General features: G+C 72.5%; 17 protein-coding genes and 1 tRNA gene. 11 read left to right on the top strand and 7 right to left on the bottom strand.

Features of this window, described 5'->3' with window-relative positions:
• Nucleotides 1-65 precede the first annotated feature (65 nt).
• Nucleotides 66-138: transfer RNA gene (locus OO60_RS41725), tRNA-Arg, on the bottom strand.
• Between the two features lie 262 nt (nt 139-400).
• Here OO60_RS41725 and OO60_RS41720 point away from each other — a divergent pair.
• The 7 genes from OO60_RS41720 to OO60_RS41690 all read left to right on the top strand — a co-directional run bounded on the left by OO60_RS41720 (nt 401) and on the right by OO60_RS41690 (nt 7,377).
• Nucleotides 401-1,054 (top strand): response regulator, encoded by a 654-nt coding sequence (locus tag OO60_RS41720; RefSeq protein ID WP_003087851.1) that lies wholly within the window; start codon nt 401-403, stop codon nt 1,052-1,054.
• Nucleotides 1,055-1,663: a trimeric intracellular cation channel family protein gene (locus OO60_RS41715; RefSeq protein WP_003087852.1), complete on the top strand. Its 609-nt coding sequence runs from the start codon at nt 1,055-1,057 to the stop codon at nt 1,661-1,663. It begins immediately after the preceding gene.
• A 66-nt stretch (nt 1,664-1,729) separates the two neighbouring features.
• Nucleotides 1,730-2,422 (top strand): response regulator transcription factor, encoded by a 693-nt coding sequence (locus OO60_RS41710; RefSeq protein ID WP_033263445.1) that lies wholly within the window; start codon nt 1,730-1,732, stop codon nt 2,420-2,422.
• Nucleotides 2,419-3,828, top strand: a complete 1,410-nt coding sequence (locus OO60_RS41705) for a sensor histidine kinase (protein ID WP_003087857.1) — start codon at nt 2,419-2,421, stop codon at nt 3,826-3,828. The genes OO60_RS41710 and OO60_RS41705 overlap by 4 nt, the downstream gene beginning before the upstream one ends.
• A gap of 173 nt (nt 3,829-4,001) precedes the next feature.
• Nucleotides 4,002-4,802, top strand: a complete 801-nt coding sequence (locus tag OO60_RS41700; RefSeq protein WP_033263444.1) for a DeoR/GlpR family DNA-binding transcription regulator — start codon at nt 4,002-4,004, stop codon at nt 4,800-4,802.
• Complete coding sequence (gene galT, locus OO60_RS41695; RefSeq protein WP_003087864.1) at nt 4,799-5,881, top strand: galactose-1-phosphate uridylyltransferase; 1,083 nt, start codon at nt 4,799-4,801, stop codon at nt 5,879-5,881. Before OO60_RS41700 ends, galT begins: the two co-directional genes overlap by 4 nt.
• A gap of 71 nt (nt 5,882-5,952) precedes the next feature.
• Complete coding sequence (locus OO60_RS41690) at nt 5,953-7,377, top strand: S1C family serine protease (protein WP_003087869.1); 1,425 nt, start codon at nt 5,953-5,955, stop codon at nt 7,375-7,377.
• 138 nt (nt 7,378-7,515) lie between these two features.
• Here the strand turns inward: OO60_RS41690 and OO60_RS41685 are convergent, their stop codons facing one another.
• The 5 genes from OO60_RS41685 to OO60_RS41665 are packed head-to-tail and all read right to left on the bottom strand — an operon-like array spanning nt 7,516 to nt 11,126.
• The gene (locus tag OO60_RS41685) at nt 7,516-8,061 is read right to left on the bottom strand and encodes a hypothetical protein (RefSeq protein ID WP_003087873.1); all 546 of its coding nucleotides are present in this window, start codon (nt 8,059-8,061) and stop codon (nt 7,516-7,518) included.
• Nucleotides 8,058-9,176 (bottom strand): molybdopterin-dependent oxidoreductase, encoded by a 1,119-nt coding sequence (locus OO60_RS41680; protein ID WP_003087876.1) that lies wholly within the window; start codon nt 9,174-9,176, stop codon nt 8,058-8,060. Before OO60_RS41680 ends, OO60_RS41685 begins: the two co-directional genes overlap by 4 nt.
• Nucleotides 9,173-9,805 carry a class I SAM-dependent methyltransferase gene (locus OO60_RS41675; protein WP_033263443.1) on the bottom strand — a complete coding sequence of 211 codons (633 nt, stop codon included), beginning with the start codon at nt 9,803-9,805 and terminating at the stop codon, nt 9,173-9,175. Before OO60_RS41675 ends, OO60_RS41680 begins: the two co-directional genes overlap by 4 nt.
• On the bottom strand, nt 9,805-10,485 hold the full coding sequence (locus tag OO60_RS41670) for a TIGR04282 family arsenosugar biosynthesis glycosyltransferase (protein ID WP_033263442.1): 681 nt from the start codon (nt 10,483-10,485) through the stop codon (nt 9,805-9,807). The genes OO60_RS41675 and OO60_RS41670 overlap by 1 nt, the downstream gene beginning before the upstream one ends.
• Nucleotides 10,482-11,126, bottom strand: a complete 645-nt coding sequence (locus OO60_RS41665) for a glycosyltransferase family 2 protein (protein ID WP_033263441.1) — start codon at nt 11,124-11,126, stop codon at nt 10,482-10,484. Before OO60_RS41665 ends, OO60_RS41670 begins: the two co-directional genes overlap by 4 nt.
• 159 nt (nt 11,127-11,285) lie before the next feature.
• On the opposite strand from OO60_RS41665, the gene OO60_RS41660 reads away from it, so the two are divergent.
• Genes OO60_RS41660 through OO60_RS48060 form a run of 4 tightly spaced genes read left to right on the top strand, consistent with a single transcriptional unit; the run spans nt 11,286 to nt 14,901 of the window.
• Nucleotides 11,286-12,680: a hypothetical protein gene (locus OO60_RS41660; RefSeq protein ID WP_033263440.1), complete on the top strand. Its 1,395-nt coding sequence runs from the start codon at nt 11,286-11,288 to the stop codon at nt 12,678-12,680.
• A gap of 10 nt (nt 12,681-12,690) precedes the next feature.
• Nucleotides 12,691-13,392 carry a response regulator transcription factor gene (locus tag OO60_RS41655; protein ID WP_003083810.1) on the top strand — a complete coding sequence of 234 codons (702 nt, stop codon included), beginning with the start codon at nt 12,691-12,693 and terminating at the stop codon, nt 13,390-13,392.
• Nucleotides 13,389-14,438, top strand: coding sequence for a sensor histidine kinase (locus OO60_RS41650; RefSeq protein WP_003083807.1), 1,050 nt, complete (start codon nt 13,389-13,391; stop codon nt 14,436-14,438). Before OO60_RS41655 ends, OO60_RS41650 begins: the two co-directional genes overlap by 4 nt.
• 31 nt (nt 14,439-14,469) lie before the next feature.
• On the top strand, nt 14,470-14,901 hold the full coding sequence (locus tag OO60_RS48060) for a transposase (RefSeq protein ID WP_003083804.1): 432 nt from the start codon (nt 14,470-14,472) through the stop codon (nt 14,899-14,901).
• Nucleotides 14,902-15,261: 360 nt separating this feature from the next.
• Here the strand turns inward: OO60_RS48060 and OO60_RS41645 are convergent, their stop codons facing one another.
• Nucleotides 15,262-16,323 carry an NAD-dependent epimerase/dehydratase family protein gene (locus OO60_RS41645; protein ID WP_033263458.1) on the bottom strand — a complete coding sequence of 354 codons (1,062 nt, stop codon included), beginning with the start codon at nt 16,321-16,323 and terminating at the stop codon, nt 15,262-15,264.
• Nucleotides 16,324-16,385: the final 62 nt, after the last annotated feature.

Below are 16,385 nucleotides of genomic sequence, written 5' to 3'. Positions count from 1 at the left end.
CGGCAGTTCCACAATGCCGTGCAGTTTAGGAGCTTCGGATGGCTCGGGTGAGAGGGCCTAGCCTGTGCCCCCGGCAGGATTCGAACCTGCGACACCCGCTTTAGGAGAGCGGTGCTCTATCCCCTGAGCTACGAGGGCCTGCTACTACCAGCCTCAGCTTAGCGGGCCTCACCCACACCGGGTACCTGGGGCGACCCGACGGACGTCGTCACCCAGGTGAGTGGTTCTCACGGCTCTCCCACATCGCGGATACACCCTGCCGGACGGTCCACCGCACCTGACCTGGACGGACCAGTGCCTCACCTGGTCGTGTCTGGTTTCGAACTGCTGAACAACAGTAGGTAACCTTCGTTAACGGGATGCGGGGAGCCGCCTCCACCGGCTGTTGCGGAGGGCTTCGTTGATCAAGCTCATGTTCGCCGACGACGAGGAACTGGTGCGCTCGGGGTTGCGCGCGATGATGTCCGGGGCTCAGGACATCGAGATCGTGGGCGAGGCCAGCGACGGCAGATCCGCCGTGGAGGTTGCCCGGCGCTACCACCCCGATGTTGCCCTGCTCGACATCAAGATGCGCGCTCCCGACGACGGCATCCGCGCGCTGCGGGCCATCCTCGCCCTTCCCGATCCGCCCACCGTGGCCATGCTGACCACCTTCGACATCGACGAGTACGTCAGCCTCGCGCTCCGGCTCGGCGCCAACGGGTTCCTCCTCAAGGACATCGACCCCGCCGCGCTGCTCAGGGCCGTGCGGGACCTGGCCAGGGGCGGTGCCGTCCTCGATCCGGGGGTTGCCGCGCGGATGGTTCAGTCGCATCGGGACGAACAACGTGCTGCTCAGCCCGCCCGCAAGCTGCTCGCCTCGCTGTCCGAACGGGAGCGGGAGGTCGTCGCCCTGATCGGGCAGGGCCTGTCCAACGCCGAGATCGGCGGGCGCCTGCACCTCTCCGAAGCCACCGTCAAGGGGTACGTCTCCGCCGTGCTCTCCAAGATCGGTGCCGCCAACCGGGTGCAGGCCGCGCTGCTGGCCTACCGCGGTGGCCTTCTCGACCAGTAAATGCTGCTCACGGCGCTGGAGTTCCTCGGGCTCGTCGCCTTCGCCGCGTCCGGGGCGCTCGCCGCCGTGCGGGCTCGGCTCGATGTCTTCGGCGTCATCGTGGTCGGGCTCACCACCGCTCTCGGCGGCGGTGTCATCCGGGACGTCCTGCTCGGCATCCACCCGCCCACCACGCTGCGGAACTGGCCCTACCTCGCCGTCTGCGCCGGGACCGCCCTCGTCGTGTTCGTCTTTCACCCGCAGGTGGCGCGGCTGCGGCGGGGTGTTCTCCTCGCGGACGCGCTCGGGCTGGGTGTCTTCGCCACCGCCGGGACGACCATCGCGCTCAATGCCGGCGCCACCGTCTACGCCGCGTGTCTGATCGGGATGACCACCGGGATCGGCGGCGGGGCCGTGCGCGATCTGCTGCTCCGGGAAATCCCGCTCGTCCTGCGGAAGGAGATCTACGCCGTGGCCGCGCTGGCCGGCTCGGTGCTCGTCGCCGCCGGTCACGCTCTGCGACTTCCGGCCGGGCCGGTGACCCTCGTCGCGGCCGCCGTCGTCGTCAGCGTCAGGATGGTTGCGCTCTGGCGGCACTGGAACGCGCCGGTCGCGCGCGGTCCGGAGTGAGAAATCCTTTGTCAGTTCTGTGTGTGTTCTTAGGCGGGTCTCAGCACGCTGCGTAAAACTGTGGCCATGCGCATCCTTGTGGTGGACGACGACCGCGCCGTCCGTGAGTCGCTTCGGCGGTCCCTGGAGTTCAACGGCTACCAGGTCCAGCTGGCCAGCGACGGTGCGCAGGCGCTGGAGGCGATCATCGCCGACCGGCCGGACGCGATGGTGCTGGACGTCATGATGCCCCGGCTCGACGGCTTGGAGGTGGCCCGCCGCCTGCGCAGCACCGGTGACGACCTGCCGATCCTCGTCCTCACCGCGCGCGACACCGTCTCCGACCGGGTGTCCGGGCTGGACGCCGGCGCTGACGACTACCTGCCGAAGCCCTTCGCGCTCGAAGAGCTGCTCGCGCGGCTGCGGGCGCTGCTGCGCCGTGCCGCGCCCGACGCCCAGAACGGTCAGGCGTCCGAGGTCCTGTCCTTCGCCGACCTTACGCTCGATCCGGGCACGCGGGAGGTCCGCCGCGGCGGCCGTGAGATCAGCCTGACCCGGACCGAGTTCGCACTGCTGGAACTGTTCCTTTCCTACCCGAAGCACGTCCTCACGCGGGGCCGGATCCTGGAGGAAGTATGGGGATACGACTTCCCGACGTCGGGCAACGCGCTGGAGGTCTACGTCGGCTATTTGCGCCGCAAGACGGAGGCCGAGGGGGAGCCGAGGCTGATCCACACGGTGCGGGGGGTGGGGTACGTCCTGAGGGAAACCCCGCCGTGACCGAACCCGGCGACCCCCGCGGCACGCGCTGGGGAGCCCGCCGGTTCTCGCTGCGCGGCCGGGTGACGCTGCTCGCCGCCGCCTGTGTCGCCGGCGCCGTCGCGCTGGTGTCGATCGGCGCGTACATGGTCGTGCGCAGCAACCTCTACCAGCAGCTCGACGACAGCCTGCTGGCCCGCGCGCAGGCGGCGGCCGACTCGCCGCAGGTGCAGACCCAGCTGCGGCAGGTCCCCGGCGCCTTCCTGGCCAGCGCCGACCTGCAGATCGGGCAGCTCACCGCGGCGCCCGACGTCCAGCACGCCGTGATGACCTATCCGCTGTCGAGCTCGCCGCCGCCGTTCGGGCAGAACGAGCTGGCCGTCGCGAACGGCGATTCGCCGGAGTCGCTGCGGACGGACTTCCGCACCGACAGCCGCGTCGTCGCGCTGGCGACCGGGCACGGCGAGGCCATCGTGCTGGCGCAGTCGATGGGCCCGACCAAGCGCACGCTGAACGAGCTCGCGCTGGTGCTGTTCCTGATCGGCGGGGCCGGCATCCTGGTCGCCGCCGCGGCGGGCACCGCGGTCGCGCGCACTGGCCTGCGCCCGGTCGACCGGCTGACGTCGGCCGCCGAGCGCGTCGCCAAGACCGGCGACCTGCGGCCGATCCCGGTCAGCGGCGACGACGAGCTCGCGCGCCTCACCCAGACCTTCAACACGATGCTCGGCACGGTCGCGGACTCGCAGGAACGCCAGCGGCAGCTGGTCGCGGACGCCGGCCACGAGCTGCGGACGCCGCTGACGTCGCTGCGCACCAACCTCGAGCTGCTGCTCGCGGCGAGCAAGCCGGGCGCGCCGCCGCTGCCGGACGAGGACCGCGTCGACATCATCGCGGACATCAGCGGCCAGCTCGACGAGCTGACGCAGCTCATCGGCGACCTGGTCGAGCTCGCCCGCCAGGACGAGCCGCGTGAACGGTTCGAACGCGTCGAGCTGCTGGACGTCGTCGAGCGCGCGCTCGACCGGGCGCGCCGCCGCGCGGGCGAGATCAACTTCGACGTCTCGCTGCAGCCGTGGGTGCTCACCGGGGACAACAGCTCGCTCGAACGTGCGGTGCTGAACCTGCTCGACAACGCGGTGAAGTTCTCGCCGCCCGATGCGACGGTCTGGGTGCGGCTGTACCCGCTGGGCGACGGCACGGCCGTCGTCGAGGTCGCCGACGCCGGGCCGGGCATCGCCGACGAGGACCTGCCCAAGGTGTTCGACCGCTTCTACCGCTCGTCGGAGGCGCGGACGCTGCCCGGTTCTGGCCTTGGCCTGGCGATCGTGAAGCACGCGGCCGAGCGGCACGGCGGGGCGGTGTACGCCTCGCGGGCGCCCGAAGGCGGCGCGCTGATGACGATCCGGCTGCCGGGCGCGCCCGGCTGAGACCGGTCGTCAGCTGTTGCCTGTTCGCGCCACCCGTGGTGGTGTTGTTCTACTCGGTTGCCGCGTGGCTACCCTGACCTGTTGTTTTGAAGTTCACTCTCCTCGGTCCTGCGGATCCTGTGTTGAATCGTGTAGGATTTTGTGTGGTTGAGGTCCGACGGACGGAGTGAACGGTGCTGGCGCGTCAGCGACAGGCGGTGATCCTGGAAGAGGCACGCCGGACCGGGGCGGTCCGGGTCAGTGACCTGGTGACCAGGCTGGGCGTGTCCGACATGACGGTGCGCCGCGATCTCGACGTCCTCGCCGGGCGCGGGCTCGTCGAGAAGGTGTACGGCGGCGCCACCTCGGTCGTCGGCAAGAGCACCGACGAACCCGGGTTCGAGGCCAAGTCGGTGCGCCAGCGCGCGCAGAAGGAAGCCATCGCCGAGCTAGCCGCGACGCTCGTCCGGCCCGGCACCGCGATCGGCATCTCGGCCGGCACCACCACGTGGACGTTGGCGCGCGCGCTCGACGCCATCCCCGGCCTCACCATCGTGACCAACTCGATCCAGGTCGCGGACGTCCTGCGCGGGTCGACGCAGCCGGACCGCACGGTCGTGCTCACCGGCGGCGTGCGGACGCCGTCGGACGCGCTGGTCGGGCCGGTCGCCGTGCACAGCCTGCGGTCGCTGCACCTCGACGTCGTGTTCCTCGGCGTGCACGGGATGGCCGACGGCCCGGGGTTCACGACCCCGAACCTCACCGAGAGCGAGACCGACCGCGCGCTGGTCGAAGCCGGGCGCAAGCTGGTCGTGCTCGCCGACCACACCAAGTGGGGCACCGTCGGGATCTCCACGATCGCCGACCTCGACGAGGCCGACGTCGTCGTCACCGATGACGGCCTTCCCGACGAAGCCAAGGAAGTTCTCGCCGAACGGGCGGGAGAACTCATGATCGCCGAGACGGCGGAGACGGACGAGGCCCAAGAAGCGTGAAGCGCACCGTACGACACCTGGCCGACGGCCGGGAGATCATCTACTTCGACCAGCCCGGCGCGCCCGACCGCGTCGCCGAGGACACCCGCGACCTGCCGCCGGTTTCGGCCGCGTCGGAGATCCGGCTGGACCCGCTGACCGGTGAGTGGGTCGCGATGGCCGCGCACCGGCAGACGCGGACCTACAAGCCGCCGGCCGACCTGTGCCCGCTCTGCCCGAGCAAGCCCGGCAAGCCGAGCGAGATCCCGGAAAGCGATTACGACGTCGTCGTCTTCGAGAACCGGTTCCCGTCCTTCGCCGAGGACGTCGTCGGCGAGCCGTCCACTGTGGATGGTGCCGGGCTGGTGCCGGTGCGGCCCGGCCGCGGCCGCTGCGAGGTCGTCTGCTTCACCAGCGACCACGACGGGTCCTTCGCCCAGCTGAGCGCGAAGCACGTGCGGGCCGTGGTGGACGCCTGGGCGGACCGCACGACCGGGCTGTCCGCCGTGCCCGGCGTCGAGCAGGTCTTCCCGTTCGAGAACCGCGGCGAGGAAATCGGCGTCACGCTGTCGCACCCGCACGGGCAGATCTACGGCTACCCGTTCGTCACCCCGAAGACCGAGCGGATGCTCGACGTCGCCCGCGCCTACCAGGCCGAACACGGCCGCCCGGTGCTGGGAGACGTGCTCGCGGCCGAGCAGAAGTCCGGCGCGCGCGTGGTGACGTCCGGCGAGCACTGGACGGCGTACGTGCCGCCGGCGGCGCGCTGGCCGGTCCAGGTCCAGATCGTGCCGCACCGGCAGGTCCCGGACATCCCCGCGCTGACCGACGCCGAGCGCGACGACTTCGCCGAGGTCTACCTCGACGTGCTGCGCCGCTGCGACGCGCTGTACGACCGGCCGCTGCCGTACATCGCGGCGTGGCACCAGGCGCCGGTGCGCCGCGACCGGGAGCTCGGCTGGCTGCACCTGGAGCTGTTCTCCGTCCTGCGGGCGAAGGACAAGCTGAAGTACCTGGCCGGGTCCGAATCGGGCATGGCGGTGTGGATCAACGACGCGACGCCGGAGCAGATCGCGGAACGGCTCCGCGCGGCGGGCTGAGCGGCCATACTCATCTGCGATGCACAGGTTCGGCTCAGGAACCTCTCAGGACCATCGCGCAAGGTGAGGACATGACCGAGAACGACCCCAGCGCACACGACCCCGCGGCGCCGAGGCACCCCGAGACCGGCCAGCAGCCGGCGCAGGGCGGTTGGGCGGGGAGCCCGTACGGTGAGCAGGCCCAGCCCGAGTCCGGCGGTGCGCCGCAGTATTCGGAGCCCTCCTACCACGCGGTGACCGGGGCCGATCCGTCGTCGTCGTACGGCGCGCAGAGCGCGAACCCGTGGTCCGCCCAGGGTGCGCAGCTGCCGTCCGGCCAGACGCAGCAGAGCGTCTACCCGCCGCCGAACCCGTACGGGCAGCCCGGCACGGCGGTCTACAACACGCCGGCGGCTCCGCAGCCCAAGCGGTCCAGCGGGAAGCTGCTCGCCGGGGTGGCGCTGGTCGCGCTGCTGGTCGGCGGCATCGCGGGCGGGGCGGTCGGGTACCTGACCGGCGGGACGTCGGGTCCGGCCGGCAACGCCCTCGACGCGCCGAAGCCGGCCCAGCAGACCGGCAACGCGCCCGCCGGCTCGGTCGAGGCCGTCGCGCAGAAGCTGTCGCCGAGCGTCGTCGAGCTGCAGGTCAGCGGCCAGCAGGGGGCGGGCGAGGGCTCCGGCTTCGTCATCAGCACCGACGGCTACATCCTGACCAACAACCACGTCGTCGAGGTCGCCGCGAACGGTGGCCAGATCCAGGCGGTGTTCCAGGACGGCAAGAAGGCCCCCGCCAAGGTCATCGGCCGTGACCCGACGACCGACATCGCCGTCGTCAAGGTCAGCGGCGTCAACAACCTGACCCCGGTGGAGATCGGCCGGTCCGACGACCTGCGCGTCGGCCAGTCGGTGGTCGCCATCGGCTCGCCGTTCGAGCTGGCCGGCACGGTCACCTCGGGCATCGTGAGCTCGCTGCACCGGCCGGTGCGCGCCGGCGGCAGCAGCGGCGACCAGACGACGGTGATGGACGCGGTCCAGACCGACGCGGCGATCAACCCGGGCAACTCGGGTGGCCCGCTGGCGAACATGGCCGGCCAGGTCATCGGCATCAACTCGGCCATCTACAGCCCGCAGTCGGCGTCCGGCGGCCAGGGCCAGGGCGCGTCCGAAGGCGGCAACGTCGGCATCGGCTTCGCCATCCCGATCGACCAGGCGCGCCGCACGGCGGACACGATCATCAAGACCGGCCAAGCGGTGCAGACCTACATCGGCGCCCAGGTGAAGGACGCCCCGCAGGGTGGCGCGGAACTCGGCGCCATCACCGCCGGCAGCCCGGCGGAGAAGGCCGGCCTGAAGGCGGGCGACATCGTCACCAAGATCGACGACCGCACGATCGACTCGGCCGACACACTGGTCGCGGCGGTCCGCACCCGGGCACCGGACGAGAAGGCGACGTTCACGCTGTCCGACGGCCGCACGGTCGAGGTGACGCTCGGCGGCCAGCCCGTCCAGCCCAACTGATCCTCTTCGAGACGCTCGGCCGCCGTGGTGCGGCCGAGACCAACTTCGGCTCGACCCCCGTTTCCCGGGGCCGGACCCACAAGGCCACGCGCGACCAGGCACTCGATGCCGGTCGCGCGTGGCCGCTTTGTGGCCGGGTCAGGTACCGGGACGGTCGGCCGGCGTACCCGGAGGGTCGGTTCGCGTGCCTGGAGGGGCGGTTGGCGTGTCGGCCGGGGCGTCTCGCGTGACTGGAGGGGCATCACTCGTGATTGGAGGGGCATCACGTGTGATTGGGGGGACGACTCGGCGGGTCAGGGCCGTCAGGATCACCGCCAGCCAGACCGCGGCCAGGGTGAGGGTCAGGCCGAGGGTGGGGTTGCCGTCGTGGAGGCCGGGCATCGGCGGGGTTCCGTACGAGCGCCAGAGCAGCGGGAACGCCAGGATGGCCAGCACGCCGGTGGTGACCGTGCCGGTGATGACCGGGGCCTTCCAGCGGGACGGGAGGAGGCGGGCCAGGACGAGGCCGAGGACCGCCGTCAGCGGGGCGACGACGGCGTCGTTCAGGATCGGGCCGCCGACGATCCAGCCCACCGTGCCGAAGACGTCCGGACGCAGCGGCAGCGCGTATTCGGCGAACAGCACCACCCCCCACGCCAGCGCCGCGAGACCCGGCAGGGTGAGGAGCACGCGAGCGGTTTTCACAGCACCTCCAGCTTCGTGACCCACTTCGTCTGCAGCACGCCGGGCCGGTTCGGGGCGATGACCCGGCAGGGGAAGCCGTGGTCGGGAGCAAGCACCTCGCCGTTCAGCTCCAGGGCCAGCAGCGTCAGTTCGTCGGCCGTGTGCTCGCCGGGGAGGACGCTGACGCCGTAGAGGCCGCCACGCTCCGAAGAGGACACCCGGACCGCCGTGCCGGGTGCGGCGCCGACGGCCTTCAGGAGCGTGGGCAGGGCGATCCCGCGCCAGGTGGCCGACTGGCTCCAGCCCTCCACGCAGGCGATCGGCAGCTCCGCCGTCGTCTGCGGCAGGGCGCGCAGCTCGTCGAGCGAGAACTTCGTCGTGCCGCGCGGCGTCACCACCGAGAGCCGCCAGGAGGGCGACCAGGTGATTCCCGCGGCCGCCGCTGTGCGGTTCACCGGCAGGTTCTGCGTGCCCTTGCCCGTCTTCCAGGAGAGGCCGGAGACGCCGCGCAGGAACGGGACCGTCGCACCGGCCGTGGCCACCACCGCGACGCCGGTCGCGAGCCCGGTCGTGACGAGGAAGCCGCGCCGGGACAGCCCCTCGGCCGGCGGCTCCTCGGCGGCGGGGGTCCGGCTCAGGGCCCGGCGGATCACCGGCAGCTTCACCGCGACGTGCACCAGGATCGACCCGATCGCCAGCCACGCGACCGCGTAGTGCACCTGCGGGAAGTAGAAGCCCCACGGGTAGTTCTGCGCGACGTTCAGCAGCCCGGTCGTCAGCTCGAAGAACGCCGCGCCGGACAGCACCAGGATCGACAGCCGCTCCAGGGCGTGCGGCAGCGAGCGGACGAGCGGCCGGCCGAACAGCTTCGGGTAGACGCTCCACAGCTTCGCCAGCAGCAACGGGATCGACGCCACGCCGGAGATCACGTGCATCCCCTGGGTGACGCGGTAGAGCCCGGCCGGGCGGCTGGGCCACCAGAACCACCCGGGCGGGTGCTGGATCAGGTGGCTGATCAGCCCGGTCACGAAACACGTGGTGAACGTGATCGCGAGCGCCAGGCCGATCTTCGACGTCACGCGTTCGTGGTGCGCCGGCGCCCGGAACTGTTCTTCCTGCGGGATTGGGAGCTTCACAGCCGCTCCAACCGTGCGAACCAGCGCTGCCCGCGCCGGGTGGTCCAGCCGACGCGCAACCCGGCGCGCACGGCGACTTCCGCGATCGCGTCCACCCCGACCCAGGCCCAGGTGAACCAGGCGACGTCGGCGTGGCCGGGCCGGAGCCGGACGCGCTCGTGCCGCAGGCCGTGGCCGGGCGGTTCCAGCTCGACGAGGACGTCGCCGTCGGCGGCGATCAGCCGCGCCGTGCGCCGCAGCAGCGCGGCCGGGTCGCCGCCGATGCCGATGTTGCCGTCCGCGAGCAGAGCGTGCTGCCAGCGGCCTTCGCCCGGCAGGCGGTCGAAGATGTTGCGCTGCAACGCACTTCCGCCGCGACGCCGGGTCAGCGCGACGGCCGTGCGCGAGCTGTCCACGCCCAGCGCGACGACCCCGCGCCCGGCCAGCGCCGCGGTGAGCCGGCCCGGGCCGCACCCGAGGTCGACGGTCGGGCCGGAGCAGGCGTCGAGCAGGACGTCGTCGCCTTCGGACGGCTCGGTCCAGCGTTCGACCGGCAGCTCGATCCGCTCGCCGTTCGCCAGCTCGAGCCAGCAGTGCTGGCCGAGCAGCCCGCGGTCGAACTCGTGCCCGGTGGTCGCCGGGGCCGTCATCACGCGACCGCCCGTCCGCCGACCGCCGCGACGGCGTGCGCGAACCGGCCGTCCGGGCAGGCTGCCGCCACCGAGCGGGCTTCGGCCATCGTGTCCACATCGGACAGACGCGCGGCCTGCTCTGGCTGCAACCCGCACGTGGTGAGGGCGTGCAAGGTGCGGTCGCCGGTGTCGTCGCGGGACATCGGGACGTCCGCGAGGACCTGCGCGTGCCGCGGATCGGCCAGGCCCAGCACCCACCAGCCGCCGTCCAAGGCCAAGCCGAGCACCGAGTCGCCGCCGCCAAGGACGGGTGCGGCGGCCGCGGCGAGGGACACCGGCGTGACCTGCGGGGTGTCCATGCCGATCTGGACGATCGGCAGCCCGGCGTGCTCCGCGGCGGCATCCGCGTGGGCGTTCGCCAGCCGGGCGCCGAAGTCCCGCCCACGCTGCGGGAGGACGGTGACGCGCCGCAGCGCCGTCCCGAGTTCGGGGCCCCGGGCGGCCGCGCCGAGATCGCCGGTCATCGCGACGACCGGCACGGCGCCGGGTACCGCGCAGACGGCGTCGAGCGTGTCGAGCAGGGCGGCCGCGGCGATGTCCGCCGCTTCGGCCGGCGTCGCGGGCGGGCAGAGCCGGGTCTTGGCCAGCCCCGGGACCGGCGCCTTGGCCACCACCAGCAGGACGAAGGGAGGTGTCATCGGGCCAGCACCCGCCCGAAGTCGCGGACCGCGCGCAGCGTGCCCCGCGCCGAACCGGACACCTTCGACTTCGTGCCCTTGGCGCGCTCGCCGTAGCGGACGTCGAACTCGCGGACCTGCCACCCGGCGCGCTGCGCCTTGATCAGCAGCTCCAGCGGGTAGCCGAACGCGCGGTCGGCGACGCCGAGGCGGAGCAGCGCCAGGCGGTCCGCGGCGCGCAGCGGCGCGATGTCGCGGACCGGCAGCCCGCGGCTGCGCAACAGCAGCGCCAGCACGGCGTTGCCCGCTCGCGCGTGCCACGGCCACACCCCGGGCCCGGTCGGCACCCGGCGTCCGACGGCCAGATCCGCACCGCCCTCGACCGCGCGCACCAGCTGCGGCAGGTCGGCGAGGTCCAGAGAACCGTCGGCGTCGGCGAAGCACACGATGTCCGCGGTGGCGGCCTCCAGGCCCGTGTGCACGGCCGCGCCGTAGCCGCGACGCGGTTCGTGGACGACCTTCGCGCCGAGCGAGGCCGCCACTTCGGGTGAGCCGTCGGCCGAACCGTTGTCGACCACGATCGCGCGGTAGTTCGGCGGCAGCCCGGCCAGCACGCCGGGCAGGGCCGCCGCTTCGTCGAGGCAGGGCAGGACGACGTCCACTTCTGAGTCAGTCACGGCGCCGACCGTAAGGCCGCTCACATTGCCGCAGAACCCTTGCGGGGCTTACCGAATCATGACGTCCGGCGAGTTCTTACCGCGTCGTTACGGCTGCCGTTCCCGCGGCGCCGACCGGGCTCGGCGGACCTAGGGTGGTCGGCGATGAGCGAGCCGAACCCGGCAGCCCGGCTCGCCGAGCCGCCTGCCCGCGAACCAGCAGCCCCGGTCTCCGGCCGCCGCGCCGACCTCCTCGCCGTGGCGGCCGCCGCGGTGCTCGTCGCCGCGGCCACCGCCGTCGGCTGGTACTACAACCGGCCGAACTCCGGCGTGGTCATCTTCGTGTCCGCGCCGCCGTTGTTCGCCGACTGGCTGCCGCACGTCGGGCCGGGTTCGGTGTTCGCCGTGCTCGTCGCGGTCGCGGTGGTACTTCACGGCCCGGCGCTGGCCGCCCGCCTGCCGTGGCGCGGCGCGCTCGCCGCCGGCTACCTCGCCTCCCTCGCCTGGATCTTCTCGCTGGCCATGGTCGACGGCTGGGCCCGCGGCTTCGCCGGCCACCTCACCATCCCGCAGGAGTACCTCCACGAGGTGCCCGGGATCACCGACATCCCGCGGATGCTGCGCGAGTTCTCCTCCCGCATCCTCGACTTCCAGCCGAACTCGTGGACGACGCACGTGTCCGGGCACCCGCCGGGCGCGACGCTCGTCTTCGTCTGGCTGGACCGGTTCGGCCTGCACGGCGGCGCGTGGGCGGCCACAGCCGTCGTGCTCGTCGGCAGCCTGGTGGCGGTGGCGGTGCCGGCCACCGTCGCCCTGCTCGGCCGGCCCGAGACGGCCCGCGAGGTGCTGCCGTTCGCCGTCCTCACCCCCGGCGCGGTGTGGATCGGCGTGTCCGCGGACGGCCTGTTCGCCGGGGTGACGGCCACCGGACTGGCCTTGCTCGCGCTGTCCGCGAAGGGGTTCGCCGACGGCGGCCGGTACGCCGTTCCGGCCGGGCTGGCCGCCGGCCTCCTGCTCGGCTTCGGCATTTTCCTGTCCTACGGCCTGGTGCTGCTCGGCGTGCTCGCCTTGGCCGTCGCCGTCCTCGGCCGGCAGTGGCGGGCGGCGGCCCTCGCGATCGCCGCGGCGCTGGCCGTCGTCGGCGTCTTCGCCTGGGCCGGCTTCTGGTGGCTCGACGGCTACCACCTGGTCGTCGAGCGCTACTACCAGGGTGTCGCGCTGGTCCGGCCCTACTCGTACTGGGTGTGGGCCGACCTCGCGGCGGTGACCGTCGCCCTCGGCCCCGCGGTGGTGGCCGCCGTCCGGCGAGGGCTGGGGTCCCCGCGCCGGGCCCTGCTCACCGACCCGGTGCTCCTGCTCGGCCTCGCCGCGCTGGCCGCCATCCTCTTCGCCGACGTCTCGGGCCTGTCGAAGGCCGAAACCGAACGGATCTGGTTACCGTTCGGGGCGTGGTTGCTGCCGATGACGGCCCTGCTGCCGCGGCCCGGGCGCCGGTGGTGGCTGGCCGCGCAGGCGGCGACGGCCCTGGCCGTCAACCACCTGCTGCTGACGGGCTGGTGAGGGAGACGTGATGGACGATCAGGCCGGGCGGGTGCTCGTGGTCGACGACGACGAGACGGTCCGCGACGTCGTCCGCCGCTACCTCGAGGTGGCCGGCTTCACCGTCGACATGGCCGGCGACGGTGGCGAGGGCCTGGCCAAGTTCGCCGCCCACGAGCCCGCCCTGGTCGTCCTCGACGTCATGATGCCGGGCATCAACGGCCTCGAGGTGTGCCGTCGGCTGCGCCAGGTGAGCCAGGTGCCGATCGTCATGCTGACCGCACTCGGCGAGGAGGAGAACCGCATCGCCGGGCTCCAGCTCGGCGCCGACGACTACGTGACGAAACCGTTCAGCCCCAAGGAACTCGCCCTGCGCGTGGCGTCGGTGCTGCGCCGCGCCCGGATGCCCCGCCCGGAGCCCGCCGCCGCGGAACTCGTGGACGGCGACCTGCGCCTGCAGATGAAGGCCCGGACCGCGACCCTCGGCGGCCGCGAACTGCCGCTCACCACGCGGGAGTTCGACCTGCTGGCGTTCTTCCTCGCCCACCCCGGCGTCGCCTACTCGCGCGCGGACCTGCTCGAGAAGGTGTGGAGCTGGGACTTCGGCGACCAGTCCACAGTGACCGTCCACGTGCGACGGCTCCGCGAGAAGATCGAGCGCAACCCGGCCAAGCCGACCCGGGTGGCGACCGTCTGGGGCGTCGGCTACCGCTACGACCGGGGGCAGCCGTGATCGGCCCTGGCGAATCCTTCGCGGAGATGCTGTCGCATCTCTGGCACATCCTGCCGTTCGCGCTGCTGTTCTCGCTACCGGTCGCGGCGCTGGGTGGCGTGGCGCTGTACGTCCTGCGCCGCGGTTCCCTGGCCACCACGCTGACCGTGCTGGTGCTGATCCCGGTGCTCGCCACGCTGGTCGGCGTCCTGGGCATCAGCGGGTTCATGTTCACCCCGGCGCTGACCACGATGCTGCTGGTCTGCCTGCTCGTCGCGCTGGTCACCGTGCCCGCGGCCATCATCCTCGGCCGGGCCATCGCCCGCCGCAGCGTGTGGGAACGGGAGGCGCGCGAGCGGGAACGCGCCGCCGAGGCGTCACGGCGCGAGCTGGTCGCCTGGATCAGCCACGACCTGCGCAGCCCCCTGGCGGGCATCCAGGCGATGGCGGAGGCGCTGGCCGACGGCGTGGTGTCCGAACGCGACGAGGTCGCGGACTACGCCCAGCGGATCAGCGGCGAGACCAAGCGGCTGTCCGCGATGGTCGGCGACCTGTTCGAGCTCTCGCGGATCACCGCGGGCGCCCTCGAACTCACGATGTCGGCGGTGCCGCTGCGGGACGTGGTGAGCGATGCGGTCGCCGCCCAGGCCCCGGTCGCCCAGCGGAAGCGGGTACGCGTGCTGGCCAGCGCGTCGACCTGGCCGGTGGTGACCGGCAGCGACCCGGAACTGGCCCGGATCGTGCGGAACCTGGTGTCCAACGCGATCCGGCACACCCCGCCGGACGGGACGGTCGCCGTGGAGATCGGCGTCGACGGCGACGAGGCCCTGCTCGCCGTCGACGACTCCTGCGGCGGCATCCCGGACGACGAGATCACCCGGGTGTTCGACGTCGCCTTCCGGGGGACGCAGGCGCGGACGCCGGAGCGCGGGGGGACGACCAGCGGTGGCGGGCTCGGGTTGGCCATCGCCAAGGGGCTGGTCGAGGCGCACCGCGGGCGGATCGGGGTGCAGAACCACGGGCCGGGGTGCCGGTTCGAGGTGCGGTTGCCGCTCGCGATGCCCTAGCGCCTGTTTTGATGTGCTGACCGGCCTAGTGGTGACGGGGCGAGCCGATCTGACCGACGCGCAGTGGGCGATCCTGGAACTGCTGCTGCCTGTCGGCAAGAAACCCGGCCGCCCACCGGCATGGACAAAGCGCCAGTTTCTGTACGGTATCCGCTGGCGGGTCCGCGTCGGCTCGTCCTGGCGTGACGTCCCACCCGCCTGCGGCTGCTGGCAAACCGTCTATGGGCTGTTCCGGCGCTGGCAGCGCGCCGGGGTGTGGGCGGTGAGCCTGGCCGGGTGCGTGGATTTCACGATCAACCGGGCGCACCAGCACGCCGCAGGAGCCCGCGCGACAGCGATCGGCAGGAGGAACCGCCGGGCGGTGTGGGCGAGCCCGAACCGGCCGATCACGCGCTGGGCCGGTCGCGGGGTGGATGGACGACCAAGCTGCACCTGGCTACCGAGCAAGGCCAGAAACCACTGACGTTGTTGGTGACCGCCGGGCAGCGGGGTGATTCGCCGCAGGTTGAGGCTGTGCTGGCCAGGGTCCGGGTCGCCCGGGTTGGTGGTGGGCGGGCCCGGAGCAGGCCGGATCGGGTCCTGGCGGGCAAGGCTTACAGTTCTCGCGCCAATCGAGCCTATCTGCGGCGGCGCGAGATCGCGTGCACGTTCGGATCAGGTCCGGCATCGCCGCAATCGTGGGGTGGGCTGGTGGTCGGCCACCCGCGTTCGACCCGGAGTTCGCTACGAAGCAATCGTGCACATCGCCGCGATCAACGAGTGGCTACGCCACTGAAACAGGGCCCAGACGGCTCGTTGCTCCTGTGGGGAACGGGCGGGGCGGTCAGGGCGTCACCGGTTCCCGGAGCTCGGCCGTGGCGAAGTCGGCGATGCCCTCGGCGAACCCGACTTCCGCGGTGAAGCCGAGCAGGGTGCGGGCCCGGGTGGGGTCGGCCACCACGTGGCGGACGTCGGCCGGGCGGGCGCCGCCGACGACCTGCGGTGCCGGGCCCTGGCACGCCCGGGACAGCTCCTCGGCCAGGTCGCCGACCGTGTGCGGGGTGCCGGAGCAGATGTTCAGCGGGATGATGTCGCCTGCCGCGCCCTCGGTGTGCAGGGCCAGGACGTTCGCCCGCGCGACGTCGTGGACGTGGATGAAGTCGCGCTGCTGGCCGCCGTCTTCCAGGACCCTCGGCGCCTCGCCTCGCGCCAGCGCCGAGCGGAAGAGGGACGCCACCCCGGCGTACGGCGTGTTCTGGGGCATCCGCGGGCCGTAGACGTTGTGGTAGCGCATGGCCCACACGCTGCCGCCCGTCTGTCGCGCCCAGGCGCCGGCCAGGTGTTCCTGGGCCAGCTTCGTTGCCGCGTACGTGCTGCGGGGGTTCAGCGGGGCGTCCTCGGGCACCAGCTGCCAGCTCAGCTCCGCCTCGCAGGACGGGCACCGCGGCTCGAAGCGGCCCGCGTCCACATCGGACTGACGGCGCGGCGAAGGCGCCACCACGCCGTCTTCCGGACAGGCGTACCGGCCTTCGCCGTAGACGACCATCGAGGAGGCCAGCACCAGCTTGCGCACGCCGGCTGCGTGCATCCCGGCCAGGAGCACCGCCGTTCCGTAGTCGTTGTGCAGGGCGTACGACGGTGCGTCCGACGGGTCGACTCCGTGCCCGACCACCGCTGCCTGGTGGCAGACCGCGTCGACGCCGGCCAGCAGCTCTGCGACGATCTCCGCGTCCGTGACGTCGCCGCGCAGGAACCGGTGCCTGCCGGTGTACGGCGGCGGGGTGCGGGATCCGTGGGCCGTGGGGAGGAGGTTGTCCAGCACCACGACCTCGTCACCCCCGTCGGCCAGTAGATCGGCGATGTGTGACCCGATGAACCCGGCTCCGCCGGTGACCAGTACGCGCACACCGGCCACGCTAGGGGCGCTCGCCCGGCTCCGCTCACGGCCGGCGCGGCACGTCACGGAAT

Origin of the sequence: Amycolatopsis vancoresmycina (assembly GCF_000716785.1) — a bacterium.
In the GTDB taxonomy this organism is placed as follows: domain Bacteria; phylum Actinomycetota; class Actinomycetes; order Mycobacteriales; family Pseudonocardiaceae; genus Amycolatopsis; species Amycolatopsis vancoresmycina.
This window is presented reverse-complemented; position numbering and strand designations above follow the sequence as displayed.

Bases quoted from the DNA above. Each gene is read 5' to 3' on its own strand.
- OO60_RS41715 (WP_003087852.1), top strand. From the start codon at position 1,055: ATGCTGCTCACGGCGCTGGAGTTCCTCGGGCTCGTCGCCTTCGCCGCG.
- OO60_RS41710 (WP_033263445.1), top strand. From the start codon at position 1,730: ATGCGCATCCTTGTGGTGGACGACGACCGCGCCGTCCGTGAGTCGCTT.
- OO60_RS41690 (WP_003087869.1), top strand. From the start codon at position 5,953: ATGACCGAGAACGACCCCAGCGCACACGACCCCGCGGCGCCGAGGCAC.
- OO60_RS41675 (WP_033263443.1), bottom strand. From the start codon at position 9,805: ATGACGGCCCCGGCGACCACCGGGCACGAGTTCGACCGCGGGCTGCTC.
- OO60_RS41670 (WP_033263442.1), bottom strand. From the start codon at position 10,485: ATGACACCTCCCTTCGTCCTGCTGGTGGTGGCCAAGGCGCCGGTCCCG.
- OO60_RS41660 (WP_033263440.1), top strand. From the start codon at position 11,286: ATGAGCGAGCCGAACCCGGCAGCCCGGCTCGCCGAGCCGCCTGCCCGC.
- OO60_RS41655 (WP_003083810.1), top strand. From the start codon at position 12,691: ATGGACGATCAGGCCGGGCGGGTGCTCGTGGTCGACGACGACGAGACG.